At 56.3% G+C, this 14,958-nt stretch carries 14 protein-coding genes; 3 read left to right on the top strand and 11 right to left on the bottom strand.

Annotated features, from left to right (window positions below; genetic code table 11):
• Window positions 1–54: 54 nt before the first annotated feature.
• Window positions 55–744, bottom strand: a complete 690-nt coding sequence (locus tag NFC98_RS04465) for a hypothetical protein (protein WP_254276938.1) — start codon at window positions 742–744, stop codon at window positions 55–57.
• Window positions 745–987: 243 nt separating this feature from the next.
• Between NFC98_RS04465 and NFC98_RS04460 the strand changes: the two genes are divergently transcribed.
• On the top strand, window positions 988–1,608 hold the full coding sequence (locus tag NFC98_RS04460) for a tyrosine-type recombinase/integrase (RefSeq protein ID WP_254276937.1): 621 nt from the start codon (window positions 988–990) through the stop codon (window positions 1,606–1,608).
• A gap of 74 nt (window positions 1,609–1,682) precedes the next feature.
• On the opposite strand, the gene NFC98_RS04455 is transcribed toward NFC98_RS04460, so the two are convergent.
• From NFC98_RS04455 to NFC98_RS04435, 5 genes are all read right to left on the bottom strand, one after another.
• On the bottom strand, window positions 1,683–3,536 hold the full coding sequence (locus NFC98_RS04455; protein WP_254276936.1) for an AAA family ATPase: 1,854 nt from the start codon (window positions 3,534–3,536) through the stop codon (window positions 1,683–1,685).
• Between the two features lie 2 nt (window positions 3,537–3,538).
• A complete protein-coding gene (locus NFC98_RS04450) occupies window positions 3,539–4,063 on the bottom strand; it encodes an ABC-three component system middle component 2 (protein ID WP_254276935.1) in 525 nt (174 codons plus the stop codon).
• Window positions 4,045–5,142, bottom strand: a complete 1,098-nt coding sequence (locus tag NFC98_RS04445; protein ID WP_254276934.1) for an ABC-three component system protein — start codon at window positions 5,140–5,142, stop codon at window positions 4,045–4,047. The genes NFC98_RS04450 and NFC98_RS04445 overlap by 19 nt, the downstream gene beginning before the upstream one ends.
• Before the next feature lie 84 nt (window positions 5,143–5,226).
• The gene (locus NFC98_RS04440) at window positions 5,227–6,249 is read right to left on the bottom strand and encodes a nuclease-related domain-containing protein (protein WP_254276933.1); all 1,023 of its coding nucleotides are present in this window, start codon (window positions 6,247–6,249) and stop codon (window positions 5,227–5,229) included.
• A 207-nt stretch (window positions 6,250–6,456) separates the two neighbouring features.
• Complete coding sequence (locus NFC98_RS04435) at window positions 6,457–7,833, bottom strand: CHAD domain-containing protein (protein ID WP_254276932.1); 1,377 nt, start codon at window positions 7,831–7,833, stop codon at window positions 6,457–6,459.
• Between the two features lie 143 nt (window positions 7,834–7,976).
• On the opposite strand from NFC98_RS04435, the gene NFC98_RS04430 reads away from it, so the two are divergent.
• Together NFC98_RS04430 and NFC98_RS04425 are read left to right on the top strand one after the other, a co-directional pair.
• Window positions 7,977–8,258, top strand: coding sequence for a DUF503 domain-containing protein (locus NFC98_RS04430; RefSeq protein WP_254276931.1), 282 nt, complete (start codon window positions 7,977–7,979; stop codon window positions 8,256–8,258).
• On the top strand, window positions 8,258–9,577 hold the full coding sequence (locus NFC98_RS04425; protein ID WP_254276930.1) for a sensor domain-containing diguanylate cyclase: 1,320 nt from the start codon (window positions 8,258–8,260) through the stop codon (window positions 9,575–9,577). The genes NFC98_RS04430 and NFC98_RS04425 overlap by 1 nt, the downstream gene beginning before the upstream one ends.
• Here NFC98_RS04425 and NFC98_RS04420 read toward each other — a convergent pair.
• The 5 genes from NFC98_RS04420 to hsdR are packed head-to-tail and all read right to left on the bottom strand — an operon-like array spanning window position 9,574 to window position 14,690.
• Window positions 9,574–10,056: a hypothetical protein gene (locus NFC98_RS04420; RefSeq protein WP_254276929.1), complete on the bottom strand. Its 483-nt coding sequence runs from the start codon at window positions 10,054–10,056 to the stop codon at window positions 9,574–9,576. The two genes, NFC98_RS04425 and NFC98_RS04420, sit on opposite strands and share 4 nt — an antisense overlap.
• A gap of 12 nt (window positions 10,057–10,068) precedes the next feature.
• Window positions 10,069–10,422 (bottom strand): hypothetical protein, encoded by a 354-nt coding sequence (locus NFC98_RS04415; protein WP_254276928.1) that lies wholly within the window; start codon window positions 10,420–10,422, stop codon window positions 10,069–10,071.
• A 34-nt stretch (window positions 10,423–10,456) separates the two neighbouring features.
• The gene (locus NFC98_RS04410; RefSeq protein ID WP_254276927.1) at window positions 10,457–11,086 is read right to left on the bottom strand and encodes a hypothetical protein; all 630 of its coding nucleotides are present in this window, start codon (window positions 11,084–11,086) and stop codon (window positions 10,457–10,459) included.
• Entirely contained in the window at window positions 11,086–12,231 is a 1,146-nt protein-coding gene (locus NFC98_RS04405) for an HNH endonuclease (RefSeq protein ID WP_254276926.1), read from the bottom strand. Before NFC98_RS04405 ends, NFC98_RS04410 begins: the two co-directional genes overlap by 1 nt.
• A 44-nt stretch (window positions 12,232–12,275) precedes the next feature.
• Window positions 12,276–14,690: an EcoAI/FtnUII family type I restriction enzme subunit R gene (hsdR, locus tag NFC98_RS04400; RefSeq protein ID WP_254276925.1), complete on the bottom strand. Its 2,415-nt coding sequence runs from the start codon at window positions 14,688–14,690 to the stop codon at window positions 12,276–12,278.
• Window positions 14,691–14,958 lie beyond the last annotated feature (268 nt).

Here is a 14,958-nt window from a genome sequence, read left to right as displayed (position 1 = left end):
CCACCTGCTTGGAGCGACAGCGGAAAACAGGTCGGCTGAAGCTCTTGGTTAGGCTCATCTAAGCCTGAAATTCTTGAGCTGCTTTCCGGTACATTCTACATACAATGCATTCATTGCGTCGAAAGTATCAGGCAGCTCATTTTTTGCATAGTGAAAAAAGCCGCTCTTTCTGATGTCATGTGGATAGGGCTCATCATTCTGATCGGCTAAAAGCCCTTCAATAAGACCATTTCTCACATGGGCCATGTTTCTGACCTCTTCGTAAGAAGATTGTGCAAGGTCAAATAACTTTTCATCCAATTCAGCGATATTTGATATAAAAACTTCATAATATTTATCTTGGACAGGAGGTATAGGACAACCAAAAATAAATTGATCACCATCGCGCCCTTGGATGTATTCTTTACCTGTCTCTTTTATAACAAGAGTATATTTGGCGTCCGGATGATCTTTCTCTTGCTCCTCAATCTCATTTATTATCCCTAGCAATTGACGCTGGGCCCACAGGTTGAGCTCAAGCTCTTCAGCGAGAAGAGACTTATAAGCGAATAGTTTTCTTTTTGACTCCCTTTTCTTTTTTATAGCCTCCAGTATTTCTCTCAAGATAAAAAGCAATATTGCTGATATCACTGTGACCGGCAGAAAACTCACTTCCCCATTTGCCACTTTATCGGCTAAAGCTGAAAAATTCGGTGATTTGACCACTGATGCTGAAAAGGACACGAGTACATAAGCAAAAGCCATCAAAACAACGGCAAATGATGCTCCCAGAATTTCAGGAAGGTTGCTCTTTATTATCGCCTTGATATCAACACCCCTTTAAATCATAACACTGATTATCGCGCATGCTGAACAACGCCGTTGAACGACCATGCAACCTTCACCAGGTTGTCGGCTTCGGGTCGAATCGCGCCTGACTGCGGATTCCAGCACACGTCGAGCATGTTCTGGACCATCCTATACATTCCACCCGAGGAGGTCCATACCATGAACACATCAACAATAGCTAGCCGCAAGCCCTGGAACAAAGGCAAGCTGGTTGGTCAGAAAACCCCGCTTCGCCTCAAAGACATTTGGGCCATTCGTGTCAGACTGCAACTTGCAGATAAGACACGAGAACTAGCGCTATTTGAGCTAGCGATCGATAGCAAACTGAGAGCCTGTGACTTAGTCAAGTTACGCGCCCGAGATATATCTCATGGCAACCAAGTGTCTTCAAGAGCCATCGTCACGCAGCAGAAAACGAAGAGGCCAGTACAGTTTGAGATAACCGAGCAGACTCGCACTGCTTTAGAAGAGTGGATACAGCTCGCACATCTCCATAACGATGACTACTTGTTTCCAAGTCGCCTGCGCAGCTCGTGCCACTTGTCTACTCGGCAGTACGCGCGCATCGTTAAATCCTGGGTGACCGCTATTGGTCTGGAGCCTTCGGCCTATGGTACTCACACGTTGCGACGCACCAAGGCATCGTTAATTTACCGACGAACAAAAAATCTAAGAGCCGTTCAACTGCTCTTAGGCCATACAAAACTCGAAAGCACCGTCAGATACCTAGGGATTGAGGTGGATGACGCATTGGCAATGGCTGAGCAGACAGAGGTCTAACGAGAGCCAGCGACGGCTTAGCATCTAGGCCGTCGCTATCCGGCCAAAAGCGAACATTCGGTAACTGATTAATTTTACGGGGAAATTCTAGGGAAAAATCCATAACGACCAGCATTGCTTTTCGTAAACTCCACAACTTGTTCCCCAGAACTGTACTTTGATGGAATAGATTTTTTATTTTCAAAAACTATTATCTGCCTAGTTTTCCACTGACATAAACTGTCAAAAAATCTAACATTTACATCAGTACCATTAAGATCATCCGCCTCATTTTCAGGCTCTTCATAAGCAAGCAGTGGGGAATCTATGATTGCAAAACCTAAATGAGGAAGACCATTATCTTCTGTATATTTCATTAAGCCTAGAGTGGCGGCAGCATGTGTGATCGCTCGATGCCCCTTTCCGTTGCTTACTCTGTTCTTGCCACTTATAACAAAGTCCCCTGTTTCCTTGTCAAAGTGAACATCATCAGAATTTGGAACACTCCACCCCTTCAAAAGTGCTTTCACTTCTTTAGACAGTTTAAATAACGCACTGGTAGGCAATGTTCTCTCAGTGTCATCTTTCCCTGAGCCCACCTTCTCTGGAGCCTCTTTCTCTAGCTCTTCTTTTTTCCTTTTAAGTGCGTTTAGCTGCTCATACTGCTCAATAGATCTATCCACATTTGCTTTTATTGAAAAAAGTTCTGAATATCTGGCTCGCTGCGAAGACAACTCTGGATTAAGGTCAGATATTTTCCTAACCACAGAAGATAATTCTTCAGATATATCAGGAATTCTTTCTTCGATGACACCACTCTCCACTCGCAACTTTTTCATCGTATCCACAAGATCTAAAGACAGTTTTTCTAGCTTTTTTTTCTCCGATGAAGCAGCAGACACTATCTCACCAATATTGCCTTCACACCCTTCATGAGATTTTAATTCTGCAGTATCTCCGCCACACAAGGGGCATATATCAGAAGGTAACGCAGCAAGCAAAACACCTGTCTCTGCAATATTATCCAACCTTGACATATCTGAAGAATACTGTGACTCAAGAAGCTCAAATCGGACAAGCATCTCCGATATTTCAGAAAGCCTCTCATTATTTTTCTCTAGCTCGCCACGAATACGCCCCCTATCCGATATAAAGAGATTATATTGCTCTTCATTTGCATCAAGAACCGAGCGCTCATTTTTAATAGTTTCTGCAAGCTTCTCTTCTTGCTCCTTTAAATCCTCAATAGTTTTTTCTTCTGATATAACAGAATCTATAATTTCTTCTTGCTCAGCTATCAGCTCTTCAAGAATGTCTATTTTTGCAGTACGAGACAATCTTTTTTTCTCAACTTCTGCTGGAAGAAGAGCACTATCATCCGCCCCCGTAAGCATGAATTTTAAACGAGATTTATGCTCCGTTTTTTTTGTATATTGCGTACTGATATAGGGAGACGCTTCTTTCTGTATATCGGTTTCGGTAACAATCGAAAGAGACAGCGAATTCCTAAGTGTTAGACTTACCAAGCCATTATCAGCATTCTTCTTTAGCTTCTTTCCATAGAGGTCCAGTTTCTCGAGGATAAATGTCGATATGCTTTTTATCTTTTTCGTTTCTGTTTTTGGTCTTAGAACTGTAGACTCTTGACCCTTCGGCCTTCTCTTATGTAGACCTTCAAAGCATTCAAAGTCACCGCCATCTATACTTCTCACAAAGGTGTATTTCTCAGAATCTGGAAACTCTACGCCGAGATATAACTGATTATACCCTTCATGTTCAGGTATTTCTTTTATAGGCCTATCTTCCCGACCCAACATAAAATCAATCGCATCTAACACAGACGACTTTCCTGTATTAGATGGGCCATATATTAAATTCAACCCTGAACCAAAATTAAGCTCAGCAGGTTCTTTTTTAGGCCCAGTAAAAACTATAAACCTAATTTCCATGCCTACTTCAACCCCTCATCACTTCCAATCGATATTTCTGCTATTTGAAACTCATTTCTCCATCTATCAAATGCAGCATTAAATACTTCCGAAAAGAATTCATCCCCGCTATCTTTATACATCCTTACAGCCCAGTCCGCTCGCTTACATAGCTCTTCAATATAATTATTTGTTAAACTTTCAATAAACACACTGGCGAGATCAGTAGCCCTATAATAAAATCCATCAATAGATATTATTTTTTCAACCAGTTTTTTGTGCTCCATCAGTAACAAACCATGCTCAACTAAAGGCCTTCTGACAAGAAGTTCTCCGTTTCTTTGGAGCACATTAGGATGAAGGCTAGGCGGGGCATTATGTATATCACCCGTGTGAACAACCAAGTGGTCAAACGCCAGCAATTGCTGCAGGTCATATTTCATGGACTGATCAGCTGCCAATACACAAGCTGACCTCATACCTGTTTCTAGTGCGCAATTAAAGATATAATCAGCATGCAAACCTTTACTCATCGTCTTTTTACCCATACCAATCTATCTTCATTAGCTAATTGGTGACATATCCCATATCTATCTTTGACTCGAACAGCTTGGAAAAGGCCGTTTGCATCAAGAGGAACTGACTTCGACTCTTTCATAACACTTTTTAGTTTTTCTAATCCGTCCCGATGATCTGACTCGGCTGTATCGACAACCCCATCGTACATATCGTTTTGCAGCTCCTCAAAAGTTCCAGAAGGAACTGAGTCCCTAGCAAAAGCTCTTAATGATTCCGCAAAATAGAAAGCCTCTCTTTGCCTTATAAAGTGCTTTTCCAAATCCGGGTAATGGTCAAAGCAGAATTTTCCTTTAGAAACTTTTTTATTCTCTGCATATGCTTCATGCAATTGTTCGATATACCGCACCTCAATATCTTCATGGCTCTCTGGAGGAGATATTGGATTAGGCCTATCTTTTAGCCCCCCACCAAAGCGAATCAGAAAATACGGTGTTTCTCTATACTCTTCAATAACCTGGTTAACCGGTTTGTACTTAAAAATACTAAAATCAAAACTATCAACAAATTTCTTGAACTGGCCTTCAAGAGAAACAGTTTGAGTTGTTGTGATCGTGGTCGCACACCAATTATCCCACTCATCGTAAAGCTTATTTTTTAATTTTTCCGAGTCTAGCAACAGCTTTTTTAGAGATGGCCCGCAATCTTTCGGAGAAAAGAAATAATATGCACTCGGCGCTGTAATATTATTTTTATGGATATGCCATAGAATTTTCCCTATTTCTAATATTGCAGTTCTAGGCGCCAAGGGTTCACCTTTATAGTATTTACACTGGAAGTTATCCCACTCTCCCAGAAATCCTTGCCCTGTATAAAAACAAGCGACATCAATCCCAAAATCATTTGCGCCACCTAAACGAGTAACAAGGTGGTACTTAGTTTTTTGAAACACTCCCCATTCTTCGATGAAATCCTCCCATTCATCTGAGGAAAAAAGCAACAAATGCTGTTTAGGCGTTATTAGCTTTCCATTCAGAACTTTTTGAGATGAAGCGTTTTCCTGTCCAGATTTTGGTTCAGGTAACTTAAAATTATTGAGATTGTCATTCAACACAACCAAAACCTATTCCTTTTTAATTATACACCTTAAATTCACTCATTTCCCCGAATGTCCGCTTTGGGTCGTTATCTGCCATTACGCCCTCCCCTCTGCCTGCCGATAGACCAGATACTGGTGGTCACATTTCCGGCAAGCGGCTGTATAGCTAGGGCCGTCCTTCGAGACCTTGACGCTCTTCCAGCCACAGGCCGGGCAAGGCTGCTTCATGGAGGTGTTGGTGCTGCAGCTGCCGCACTTCACGTAGTAGCCATACTGGCCATACATGCCATTGAGGTTGTCGGCCTCGCCGCACTGCTTGCAGGTCAGCAGCATTTCGGTGGGCGCTGCGGTATCTACCGGCGGCTCTGCGGGAGCTGGCTCCGAGGTCACCACGTAGCTCTGCGGCGCGGGTTCGGCGACGGGGGCGGCACTGGGAGCCGGGTCATCAGGTGGTGTGGCCAGCTCCGGCTTCTCCGTTTCCGCCTGCAGCGCTGCGGTATGTGCCAGGAGGAAGGCGCCTAGGTTCTCGAGCTCCTGCAGGGTAAAGCGCGGCTTTGCCTTGATGAAGGCGCTGACGCCATTGCCGATGATCTCCTTGACTTTACCGGCGACAAACTCGGTCTTTACCACCTTGTCGGCCACGCTCTTCGGCATCTTTTCACGGTGCAGGATCGCGGTGCTGGAGACGGCACAAAGCGTTTGCCAGTCACGGCCGCCTAGCTTGGTCTGAATACCCAGCAACTTGCCCAGCAAACGCGCCAGATTGTTGCTCAGGAGCGCGTGAAGTAGGTCCTTCTGCAACTCTGCCTGACGAATCGGCGAGGGCATGCCGGTCCAGTTGCCCCTGTAGCTGCGGGACCACTCCCCCTCGGCATTGACCTGCACCTCACCAACGATGCTCTTGGACTCGATGAGGATGAAGCCGTAGGGGTGGATCACCAGGTGGTCGATCTGGGCACGCTCGCCGCCGTGTTCGATCATCAGGTCGTGGATGATGCGAACCTGCTCGCTGTCGCCGAACTCCCGGCGCAGGTGGAAGGCCACGTCCTGCTCCTGCTTGTGGCCATAGTAGCCGCGCTCATCAGTGCCGCTATAGGCATCCTTTTCCTTGAGGATCATCGGTCATTCCCTGCGTGTTCTGGCCGGTCGTTCGTGTCGCGCATGTGCCGGCAACATTCTGTAACTGAACAGCCTGGCACCAAAGCGCCCTGAGCACCAGTGGGCAAATGCCTACAGGGTGCGCCCAGTTCTGCCTACATCCGAAGTTGAAGCCTCTGGAGACACGAGCCGTCGACGCGAGGCAGCCGGAGTGCCGGGTTTCGGCGCTCAGTCTGACAGCGGCGCCAGCGCCATGATCTGCTCCCGCAGGCTGAGCTTCTGCGCGTCAAGCTCACGGCGCCAGGCGTCACACGCCTCCCGGCCGGCGTCGCGGGAGTCGGCGGCGAAGGCCTCGAGCCAGGCCTCCCGGGTGCAGAGGTCCTGAAAGTCCCCCAGCAGGGTCTGGCGCTGCTTCAGCCCCTTGAGGAAATCGCGATTGCGCTTCGGTTCCAGTTCGGCCAGGTAGCGGATGCGCTTCACCGTCTTGCGCAGGTTGTGGAAGGCCTCGTCGGGTGCCTCGGGAGCGAGCCCGGCCAGGTCGCGGTCGTGGCCGGCGATGCGCTCGGCCAGCACCGCCTCGATCCGCGTCGCGGAGAGCCGGGCAAGCGCCTCCCGGAAGCCGGCGGAGTCGAGGAAGGCCTGCCAGGCCTGCATCTCCTCGGCGTAGTCGGGCTGGCGAAGCTGCTGGCAGAGGCGCTGATGCTGCGCCCTGGCCAGAGCCCTCAGCCAGTCGTGGAGCGCGTGCAAGGCGCCCTCCCCCAGCGGCGGCGGCGCCTTCGCCAGGCTCTCCAGGAAGACATCGAGATCACGCAGGTCGCTGGTAGCCTGGGCGCGCTGCTTGAGCCGCTTCAGGCGCTTCTTAAGCCCCGGCACCTTCCCACTCCCGGATTGACTGGCGGTAGCCAGCACGGCTTCGCCGATCGCCCGGCTGCGGCGCAGGTTGACGCGGTACTGGTGCAGGAACTCCGGATCGACGCCGGCGATCACCCCGGGCTCCAGGGCCCTGACCAGGCGATGGAGGTGGCTGAGCTGCCCCTGCAGGCGGGCCGCCAGGTCGGCCTTGGGCAGCTTCGGCGGTGCCGGGGCCCGGCGCTGGAAGAGCGCATGGCTGGCCGCCTCCGGTACCAGGCTGGCGGCCAGTCCGGCGTCATGCGGCTCCAGCGCCGACCAGGGAGTGTCCGGCAGGACGAGATGCAGCAGGCCACCGGTGGGCAGCGTGTCCGGCGCTTCGCGACACAGCCAGCGCGCCAGCTCCACCAGGGCCGGGTTGTGGCCGATCACCAGCACCCTGTCGGCCTCGTCCGGCAGGGTCCGCAGCCAGGCGAGCAGCGCCTGGCCATCGAAGGCGTAGAGGGCATCGTGGCGATGGGCCCGGCCGCGCAGGCCGAGGCTGGGCAGGGCGGCATCGATCGCCGCCAGGGTCTCGCGGGTGCGCCGCGAACTGCTGAGGTGAATCTCCCCCGCCAGGGCGCCCCACCGCTTCAGCGGGGCGGCCATGGCCGTTGCCTGCCGCTGCCCGCGGCGGCGCAGCGGCCGCTGGTGGTCGCTCATGTCGCCGGTGGCCTGGCGGGCCTTGGCGTGACGCATCAGGAAGAGGTGGCGCATGGCAGGCTCCGAACGGGCGATCATCAGGCCAAGCTTAGGTCACTCCGAGCGCCCTCTCCCGGGGAGGGCCCTCCCGTGGTATAGCTGACCCGTGGTATAGCAGAGACGGGCCAGGCCCTCACCATCGCCTCACAGGAGCCTTCATGCATATCGGCATTCTCACCCTGCGCCTCTCGCTGCCCGGCTGCCGCTCCCTCAAGGAGAAGCGCCAGCGCATGGGCGGCCTTCACGAACGCTACGGGCGCAACCCGGCCGTGGCGGTGTGCGAGAGCGGCGAACTGGACCGCCTGGAGGCGAGCGAGTGGACCTTCGTGGCGGTGGCCAACGAGGGACCCAAGGTGGAGGCGCTGCTCACCGAGATCGAGGAGAAGATCCAGCGCACCGTGGACGGGCGGGTGATGGAGGCCACCCGTGAGATACTATAGTGACGTCGATACCTCGACCCGAGGCCACGCTGGCGATGATGAGATCACCAAGGAATAGCGAAGCAACACTATGGGCTGCCCTGTTCGAGGCGACCTGGGACGGCATGGTGATTCTCCGAATCGATGGCAGCGTCTACCGGGCCAACCGCAGCTATGCCGAGATGCTGGGCTATTCGCCCGAGGAGATGGGCTCCCTGCACGTGTGGGATCTGGATGCCCGTTTCGGCAAGGAGGAGCTCAAGGAGATGCTCCGGGCCGTCGACAGCGACGGGGCGCACTTCGAAACGCAGCAGCGCCGCAAGGATGGCACCATCATCGATGTCGAGCTCGGCAACAACGGCGCCACCTACGACGGTGACAAGCTGATCTTCTGCATCGTGAGAGATATCACGGCACGCAAGGCCACCGAGGAGAAGCTTCGGCAGAGCGAAGCGCTGCTGCGGGGCATCGCCTCCCAGGTGCCGGGCGCGCTCTACCAGTACCGCATGGCACCGGATGGGGAACGCAGCTTTCCCTTCTTCAGCGAGGGGATCGTCACGCTGGGTGGCCTGCCGCTCGAAGAGATTTCGGGGCCTGGAGAGGAGCCGGTGATGTCACGGATCCTTCCCGAGGATGCCGAGCGCGTCGAGGCCCAGACCCGGCACAGCGCCGCCACCATGGCCAATGTCCACGTGGAGTTCCGAGCCCTGCACGCCGACGGATCGATTCGCTGGATCGAGTGCCGTTCGACGCCACAGGTAGAAGCCGACGGCGGCATCCTCTGGACCGGCATCCTCCTGGATATCACTCAGCGCAAGCTGGCGGAAGAGCGAGTGAAAGCCATGGCCATTACCGACGGCCTCACCGGCATCACCAACCGCCAGGAGTTCGGGCGGCTGCTGGAGAAGGAGATGGCGCGTGCCGCCCGGTATGCCTCGCCGCTCTCGCTGATCATGTACGACCTTGATCATTTCAAGCGCATCAATGACCGCTTCGGCCACAATGCCGGTGACGACGTGTTGAAGACCGTTGCCAGCCTGGTCAATGACAACCTGCGCGGCAGCGACATGCACGGGCGATGGGGCGGGGAGGAATTCATGGTGCTATTGCCACAGGCCGGCCTGGACGCGGCCAGGGAGGTGGCCGAGAAACTGCGGCATGAGATCGCCAGTCACCGTTTCGACAGGCTCGGCACCATTACCGCCAGCTTCGGCGTGGTGGAACTTGCCGGCCGGGAGAGTTCCCGGTCACTGGTTCAACGGGTGGACGAAGCCCTCTACCGGGCCAAGGAACTCGGCCGGAACCGGGTCGAAGCCGAGCCGGCCCCGCAGCAACCCTAGGAACGCCCCTCGCCGTCCAGCCCCCACGTCCTGGCCCGGCGATAGAGTGCCACCAGGTACCCGCCGCCCAGCATCATGCCGAGACCCGCCACCACCATGAACAGGGCGTCGTAGGCAACGGCGCCGGCCCCCGTGTAGGCCGCCACCAGCATGCCGACGTGACGCACCACCAGGTACACGCCGATCAGGAAGGTGCCGGCCCGCACCAGGTCGTCGTCCTTGATGCGAGTGCCGGCCTCGGCATCCGCATCCCCAGCACCATGCAGCTTATCCGCCAGGCGGCCGGCGAAGCACCAGAGCAGCACTCCACCCACCATGGGCACGCCCACCGTCGCCACATAGATCAGCAGCAACTTCCCGACCCCGGGCTCGGCAGCATTGGGCCCCAGCAGCGCCAGCGCAGGCACCACCGCGAACAGCGTCTTCAGGAAGAGATAGAGACCCAGCAGGCGGATCAGCAGGATGGAGAAGGGCTTCATGGTGGCTCCTGATCAGTCCTGTGGCTCATCGTCCTCGATGGGCGTTCCCAACGTATCGATCATCACGCTGTGGCACTCGACATCGAACCACTCGTCGAAGCGCTTCAGGGTGCGCTTCGGCCATAGCGTCGGATCGGTGTACCAGCCCTCCAGCTCAGACTCGAACAGAGTGCGCCAGTTGGCCTTGATCCACCGCCTGACCTCCTCCGGCGACTCCGCCACCTCGTCGCTGATCAAATAGACGGTGAGGTCGCGGTTGACCTCTTCCAGGGTAACGCTGCTGCCAGCCGGCGCGGGGTCGGCATCGTTGATCCACTGCACGGCCGGGGCCTTGTAGCGCAGCAGCAGGGCGGAGCGGTTAAGCATGGAGCTCTCCTATCTATGTAAGCGCCCCTGTCACTCAGGTCGCAGAATAGGTCAGAGGAAGCTGAACTTCCGGCCTGAAGCCAGTCAGCAACGCCTTGACGGTGGATGGCGGGGTCAACACCTCGACCTCTTCCTCTGAGCTGCAAGGCGCTGCCTGCTGGTAGCCCACGAAGCTCCAGCGCCAGTGCCGGCCTTCCCAGACGAGATACGCCTGGCCATCATGCTCGAAGAAGGCGCCATCCGGCAGTGCGTCGATCGGGCTTTGCCAGGTGATCTTCTGCCAGCGGGCAATCCGCTCTCGGTGCAACTGCCTATCCATCTCGGGCATGAGCACAGCATCCGGGTCATCCGGGCGGTTGGCCCGCGCCCAACAGTGCTTGAACTCGAGGGCCCGCTCTCGCTGACACTCCTGGCAGGGACGATGCCCCGCCGCCAGCGCCGTTGCCTCGTCGAGAAAGAATAGCTCCGTGTATTTCCCGGGGCTCATCAGTTCCCTGCGCTGTCCCTTGAACTCAAGCACACAGATGATCCAGCGCTGGACGGAGTGCGTCTTGACCACGTTCTTCTCGGCATCATGAAGGATGCCGCGATTTCCCATCAGGGTGCCGCGGGCCGGTGATGACAGGATCTGCCCCCAGGGGGCGACCCGGTTCTGGAGGGGCATCAGTTCCGCCCACCCACTTTGCCTGCGCCCTTGAAGACATGCTCGCGATGATGCTGAAGGTATCGACAATGCTGCGGCGTGACTCTCGTCAGCTTCAAGCCGGCATCGACACCCAGGCTGGCTGCATCTTCGGGGCTGAGCGATTCGGAGATGATGATGGATCGGTCATCGGCGAAGGTGATGTAACCGGCATCGAAACAGGCATCCAGCGTGGGTGACAACAGCAGGCCGTTGCTGGGGTCCAGGCGTTCGTCGTTGTCGCACCTTGCCCATGGCTTGATATGAGAGGCCACCAGCAGGCTTGCGTTGCCGCAGCTTGTGACGGCGCAGGCATTACCCCAATAATCCAGCAGGCTCTTCCGGAAGGCACCCTGGCCTATGCGAGACCTGACGATTGACTCCCTTTCTGTCTTCTCGCGGCGGTTGAGGTCTTCCATGCTTCCTTCAAGGTTTTCCTGGCTCATCTGCGCTACCAACATCCAGACGAAGGAGTGTGCATCCAGCAGCCTTACCGGGTTTCCCAACCGCCCTTCCAGCAGCAACCGCACCTGGTTGATCACATCGAGAAAGGCTACGTAATTCTCCCATGAGCACTTGAAGCTGGTCTTGTGGTCCACACCCAGCAGTTCAAACGCCTGGTCGAAACTTCGAGTTGCGATGGGAAGGTAACGGCTCGAATCCTTGAGGAACATGAGGTAGGCGAGAAGCGAGTACTTCCTGCCGAGAAGCCTCACCAGCTCGTCAAAGCATGCGCCATCACTTTCCTGCCTGTAGAGGTTGTAGAGAGCACGCTCGACCTCTTCCCGAAGCGCCTTGTCATCCATGGCAAGGTAGAGACCATGGTGAGGGCGCACTTCTTCACCGTAGCGTGCCTGCCATGGCACCGTGTTGTTGCTGGGAAGCTCTATGGCCGAAATGGTCGAGCGAACGATTCGGCCACTGCCGATCTCCGACGCCTTCCATGACTCAGCATCCAGCTTCCCTCTCCCTTCTAGATGAAGGTCCTTCTTATAGCCCTCCTCCCTCTCGAGGTACTCGTTACCCTGAAAGCCAGTGAGCTTCTGACCCGATTTTCTCTCCACGAAGTCGGAGAAATGCCCGAACAGAAACTCGATCTTGCATGAATCGACCTGAATGCCCTGCATGGCTCAATCTCCCTGGATGCCTGTCTCGTTCTTCTTGTCTTGATTCACGCCTCACTGGGTTCGTAAAGCCTCGCCTGGAATCCGATGAAGACATCACGGATATTCTCGACGCTGCCCAACTCGGCGATGGCGTCGGTGGGGGTCTGGTACTTCAGCTGGATCAGGTTCGGCAGCCGCTCCTGGGCGAGAACGGCGACCCCGCTTTCGACGTAGTGATCCAGGATAAAGGTCAGGAACTCGCGCTGGCGGTAGTCGTACTCCGCGAACAGCTGGCTACGGTGGGTAGCGACCCGCTCCTCGCGGCTGATCGGCGGCAGCGCGAAGGCGATGTAGGCCAGCACGTCGAAGAGGTCGCTTTTCTCGGCATCCACCAGGCGTGCGATATGGCGCAGCTGCTCGCTGCCATAGCCCTTCTCGGCCAGGCGATCCAGCAGCCCCTGGCGGGTATCCGGGCGGCTCCACAGCTCACGCAGGGTCTCCTCGTCCTGGAAGAGTGCCGGCAGGTCACCGTAGAGCCGGCGGATGAAGTCGGCGGCGCTGATCGGCGTGCCATCCGGGCTCCAGAAGCTGGTGGCACTCATGTGCTGCAGCTGGCGGTACTTGCCCGGCGCCAGCTCGATCTCCACCACCGGCCTGCCGCCCCCGCCGTCGCACTGGCAGGGCGACTCCCCACACACAGGGCAGGGCTCCGGCGGTTCCTTCTCGCAGGTGCAGGGACGGTTGCCGCACTTTTCACAGGGCGCCGGCGGCGTCACCGTGCAGACGCAGGGACTCTCGCAGCAGCGACCACAGGGTTCGGGTGCCATGGGCTCGCCATCCCACTCCGGGTCATTGAAGTGCTCGTAGGCGCGCACGAAGTCGAGGATGGTGAAGTGGTCCTTGCCGTCGAACAGGCGCGTACCGCGGCCGATGATCTGCTTGAACTCGATCATAGAGTTCACCGGGCGCATCAGCACGATGTTGCGGATGTTGCGCGCGTCCACGCCGGTGGAGAGCTTCTGAGAGGTGGTCAGGATGGTGGGAATGGTCTTCTCATTGTCCTGGAAGCGACGCAGGAAGCGCTCGCCCTCGGCCCCGTCATCCGCCGTCACCCGCACGCAGTAGTTGGGGTCGGGGTGCGTCTTGGCCTGGTTGATCAGGTCGCGCACCGCCAGGGCGTGCTCCTGGTTGGCGCAGAACACCAGCGTCTTCTCGCGCGGGTCGATCATCTCCATGAACACCTGCACCCGGTACTGCTCGCGCTCCTTGATCCGGATGAGGCGGTTGAAGTCGGGCTCGGTATAGCGCCTGCCCTGCTCCACCTCGCCCTGCACCACCTCGTCGTCCGGGGTGTAGACGTAGTCGTCCAGAGTGGTGGCGATCTGGCGCACCTTGAACGGCGTCAGGAAGCCGTCGTTGATGCCCTCCTTCAACGAGTAGACATAGGCCGGCTCGCCGAAATAGGCGTAGGTGTCGGTATTGGTGGTGCGCTTGGGCGTGGCGGTAAGGCCGAGCTGCACCGCCGGTGAGAAGTACTCGAGAATGGCGCGCCAGCTGCTCTCGTCGTTGGCGCCGCCGCGGTGGCATTCGTCAATGATGATCAGGTCGAAGAAATCCGGCGGGTAGTCACCGAAGCTGGGGGCCGGGTTGCCCTCCGCGTCGCGGCCGCTCATGAAGGTCTGGAAGATGGTGAAGAAGAGGTTGCCGTTTTTGGGCACCCGCCCCTGCTTGCGGATCGCATCAGGAGCAATGCGCACCAGGGCATCCTCGGGGAAGGCGGAGAAGCTATTGTAGGCCTGGTCGGCGAGGATGTTGCGATCGGCCAGGAAGAGAATTCGCGGCCGGCGCCGTGTGCTCTCATCGCACTGCCAGGCCGCCAGATTCCAGCGGCTGTGGAATAGCTTCCAGGCGAGCTGAAACGCGATGGCGGTCTTGCCGGTACCTGTAGCGAGTGTCAGCAGCACACGCTGGCGGCCGGCGGCGATCGCCTCCAGCGCCTGATTGATGGCGTTGTGCTGGTAGTAGCGCGCCTGCCACTGGCCGCCATTGTCGTGAAACGGCACCTCGCCGAAACGCTCGCGCCACGAGTTGGGCTCGGGAAAGGTCTCGGCCCACAGCGCCTGCGGCGAGGGATAGCCGTCAACCGGTCCTTCCTCGCCGGTGTGCATGTCGGCCCGGTAGAGCCCCATCCCGTTGGTGGCATAGGCGAAGCGGGCCTGCAGCCGTTCTGCATAGCGCTTGGCCTGGGCCAGGCCTTCAGTGACGGGAAGGTCGCGCTTCTTGGCCTCGATCACTGCCAGCTTCTGGCCCTTGTAGAAGAGCACGTAGTCGGCGATGTCACCGCGCGTACGTTTCCCGGCGCCCTGCAGCCTCCCCAGGGTGATGACCTCGCGGCGCACCCGGCTGCCGTCCACCCTGCCCCAGCCGGCTTCTTTGAGGGCGGGGTCGATCAGCTCGGCGCGGGTCTCGGCTTCGTTCATGAGCGGCTTCCCTGTGGTGCGTTCCCTGCGTCCTTGAGTTCCCTTCGGCTCACTATCTCGATTCGGCCTTGGCTTGTCCAACCTACAGGGCAACTCCTCAGAGATCCTTACAAGTTGCCCGGCCAGTAGCGAGGCTGCCGATGAACGGCCGAGGATTACTCGGCCGTTCATGGGTACTCAGGTGTCCGCTCCTTGACCTGCTCAGTCAAACCGTTGCATTTTTTGCAACAGCTGGCAGACCAGATCATGCCATCGCCTCTTCAGATCC

The sequence above is a fragment of the Halomonas sp. 3H genome (genome assembly GCF_024206005.1).
Taxonomy (GTDB): domain Bacteria; phylum Pseudomonadota; class Gammaproteobacteria; order Pseudomonadales; family Halomonadaceae; genus Halomonas; species Halomonas campaniensis.
Note: the sequence above shows the minus strand (reverse complement) of the source record. Positions and strands in the feature narration are given on the sequence as shown.

What these genes read in the sequence shown, in the direction of transcription:
- NFC98_RS04465 (WP_254276938.1), bottom strand. Translation starts at nt 744, where the DNA reads ATGGCTTTTGCTTATGTACTCGTGTCCTTTTCAGCATCAGTGGTCAAA.
- NFC98_RS04460 (WP_254276937.1), top strand. Translation starts at nt 988, where the DNA reads ATGAACACATCAACAATAGCTAGCCGCAAGCCCTGGAACAAAGGCAAG.
- NFC98_RS04455 (WP_254276936.1), bottom strand. Translation starts at nt 3,536, where the DNA reads ATGGAAATTAGGTTTATAGTTTTTACTGGGCCTAAAAAAGAACCTGCT.
- NFC98_RS04450 (WP_254276935.1), bottom strand. Translation starts at nt 4,063, where the DNA reads ATGGGTAAAAAGACGATGAGTAAAGGTTTGCATGCTGATTATATCTTT.
- NFC98_RS04440 (WP_254276933.1), bottom strand. Translation starts at nt 6,249, where the DNA reads ATGATCCTCAAGGAAAAGGATGCCTATAGCGGCACTGATGAGCGCGGC.
- NFC98_RS04435 (WP_254276932.1), bottom strand. Translation starts at nt 7,833, where the DNA reads ATGCGCCACCTCTTCCTGATGCGTCACGCCAAGGCCCGCCAGGCCACC.
- NFC98_RS04430 (WP_254276931.1), top strand. Translation starts at nt 7,977, where the DNA reads ATGCATATCGGCATTCTCACCCTGCGCCTCTCGCTGCCCGGCTGCCGC.
- NFC98_RS04420 (WP_254276929.1), bottom strand. Translation starts at nt 10,056, where the DNA reads ATGAAGCCCTTCTCCATCCTGCTGATCCGCCTGCTGGGTCTCTATCTC.
- NFC98_RS04415 (WP_254276928.1), bottom strand. Translation starts at nt 10,422, where the DNA reads ATGCTTAACCGCTCCGCCCTGCTGCTGCGCTACAAGGCCCCGGCCGTG.
- NFC98_RS04410 (WP_254276927.1), bottom strand. Translation starts at nt 11,086, where the DNA reads ATGCCCCTCCAGAACCGGGTCGCCCCCTGGGGGCAGATCCTGTCATCA.
- NFC98_RS04405 (WP_254276926.1), bottom strand. Translation starts at nt 12,231, where the DNA reads ATGCAGGGCATTCAGGTCGATTCATGCAAGATCGAGTTTCTGTTCGGG.
- hsdR (WP_254276925.1), bottom strand. Translation starts at nt 14,690, where the DNA reads ATGAACGAAGCCGAGACCCGCGCCGAGCTGATCGACCCCGCCCTCAAA.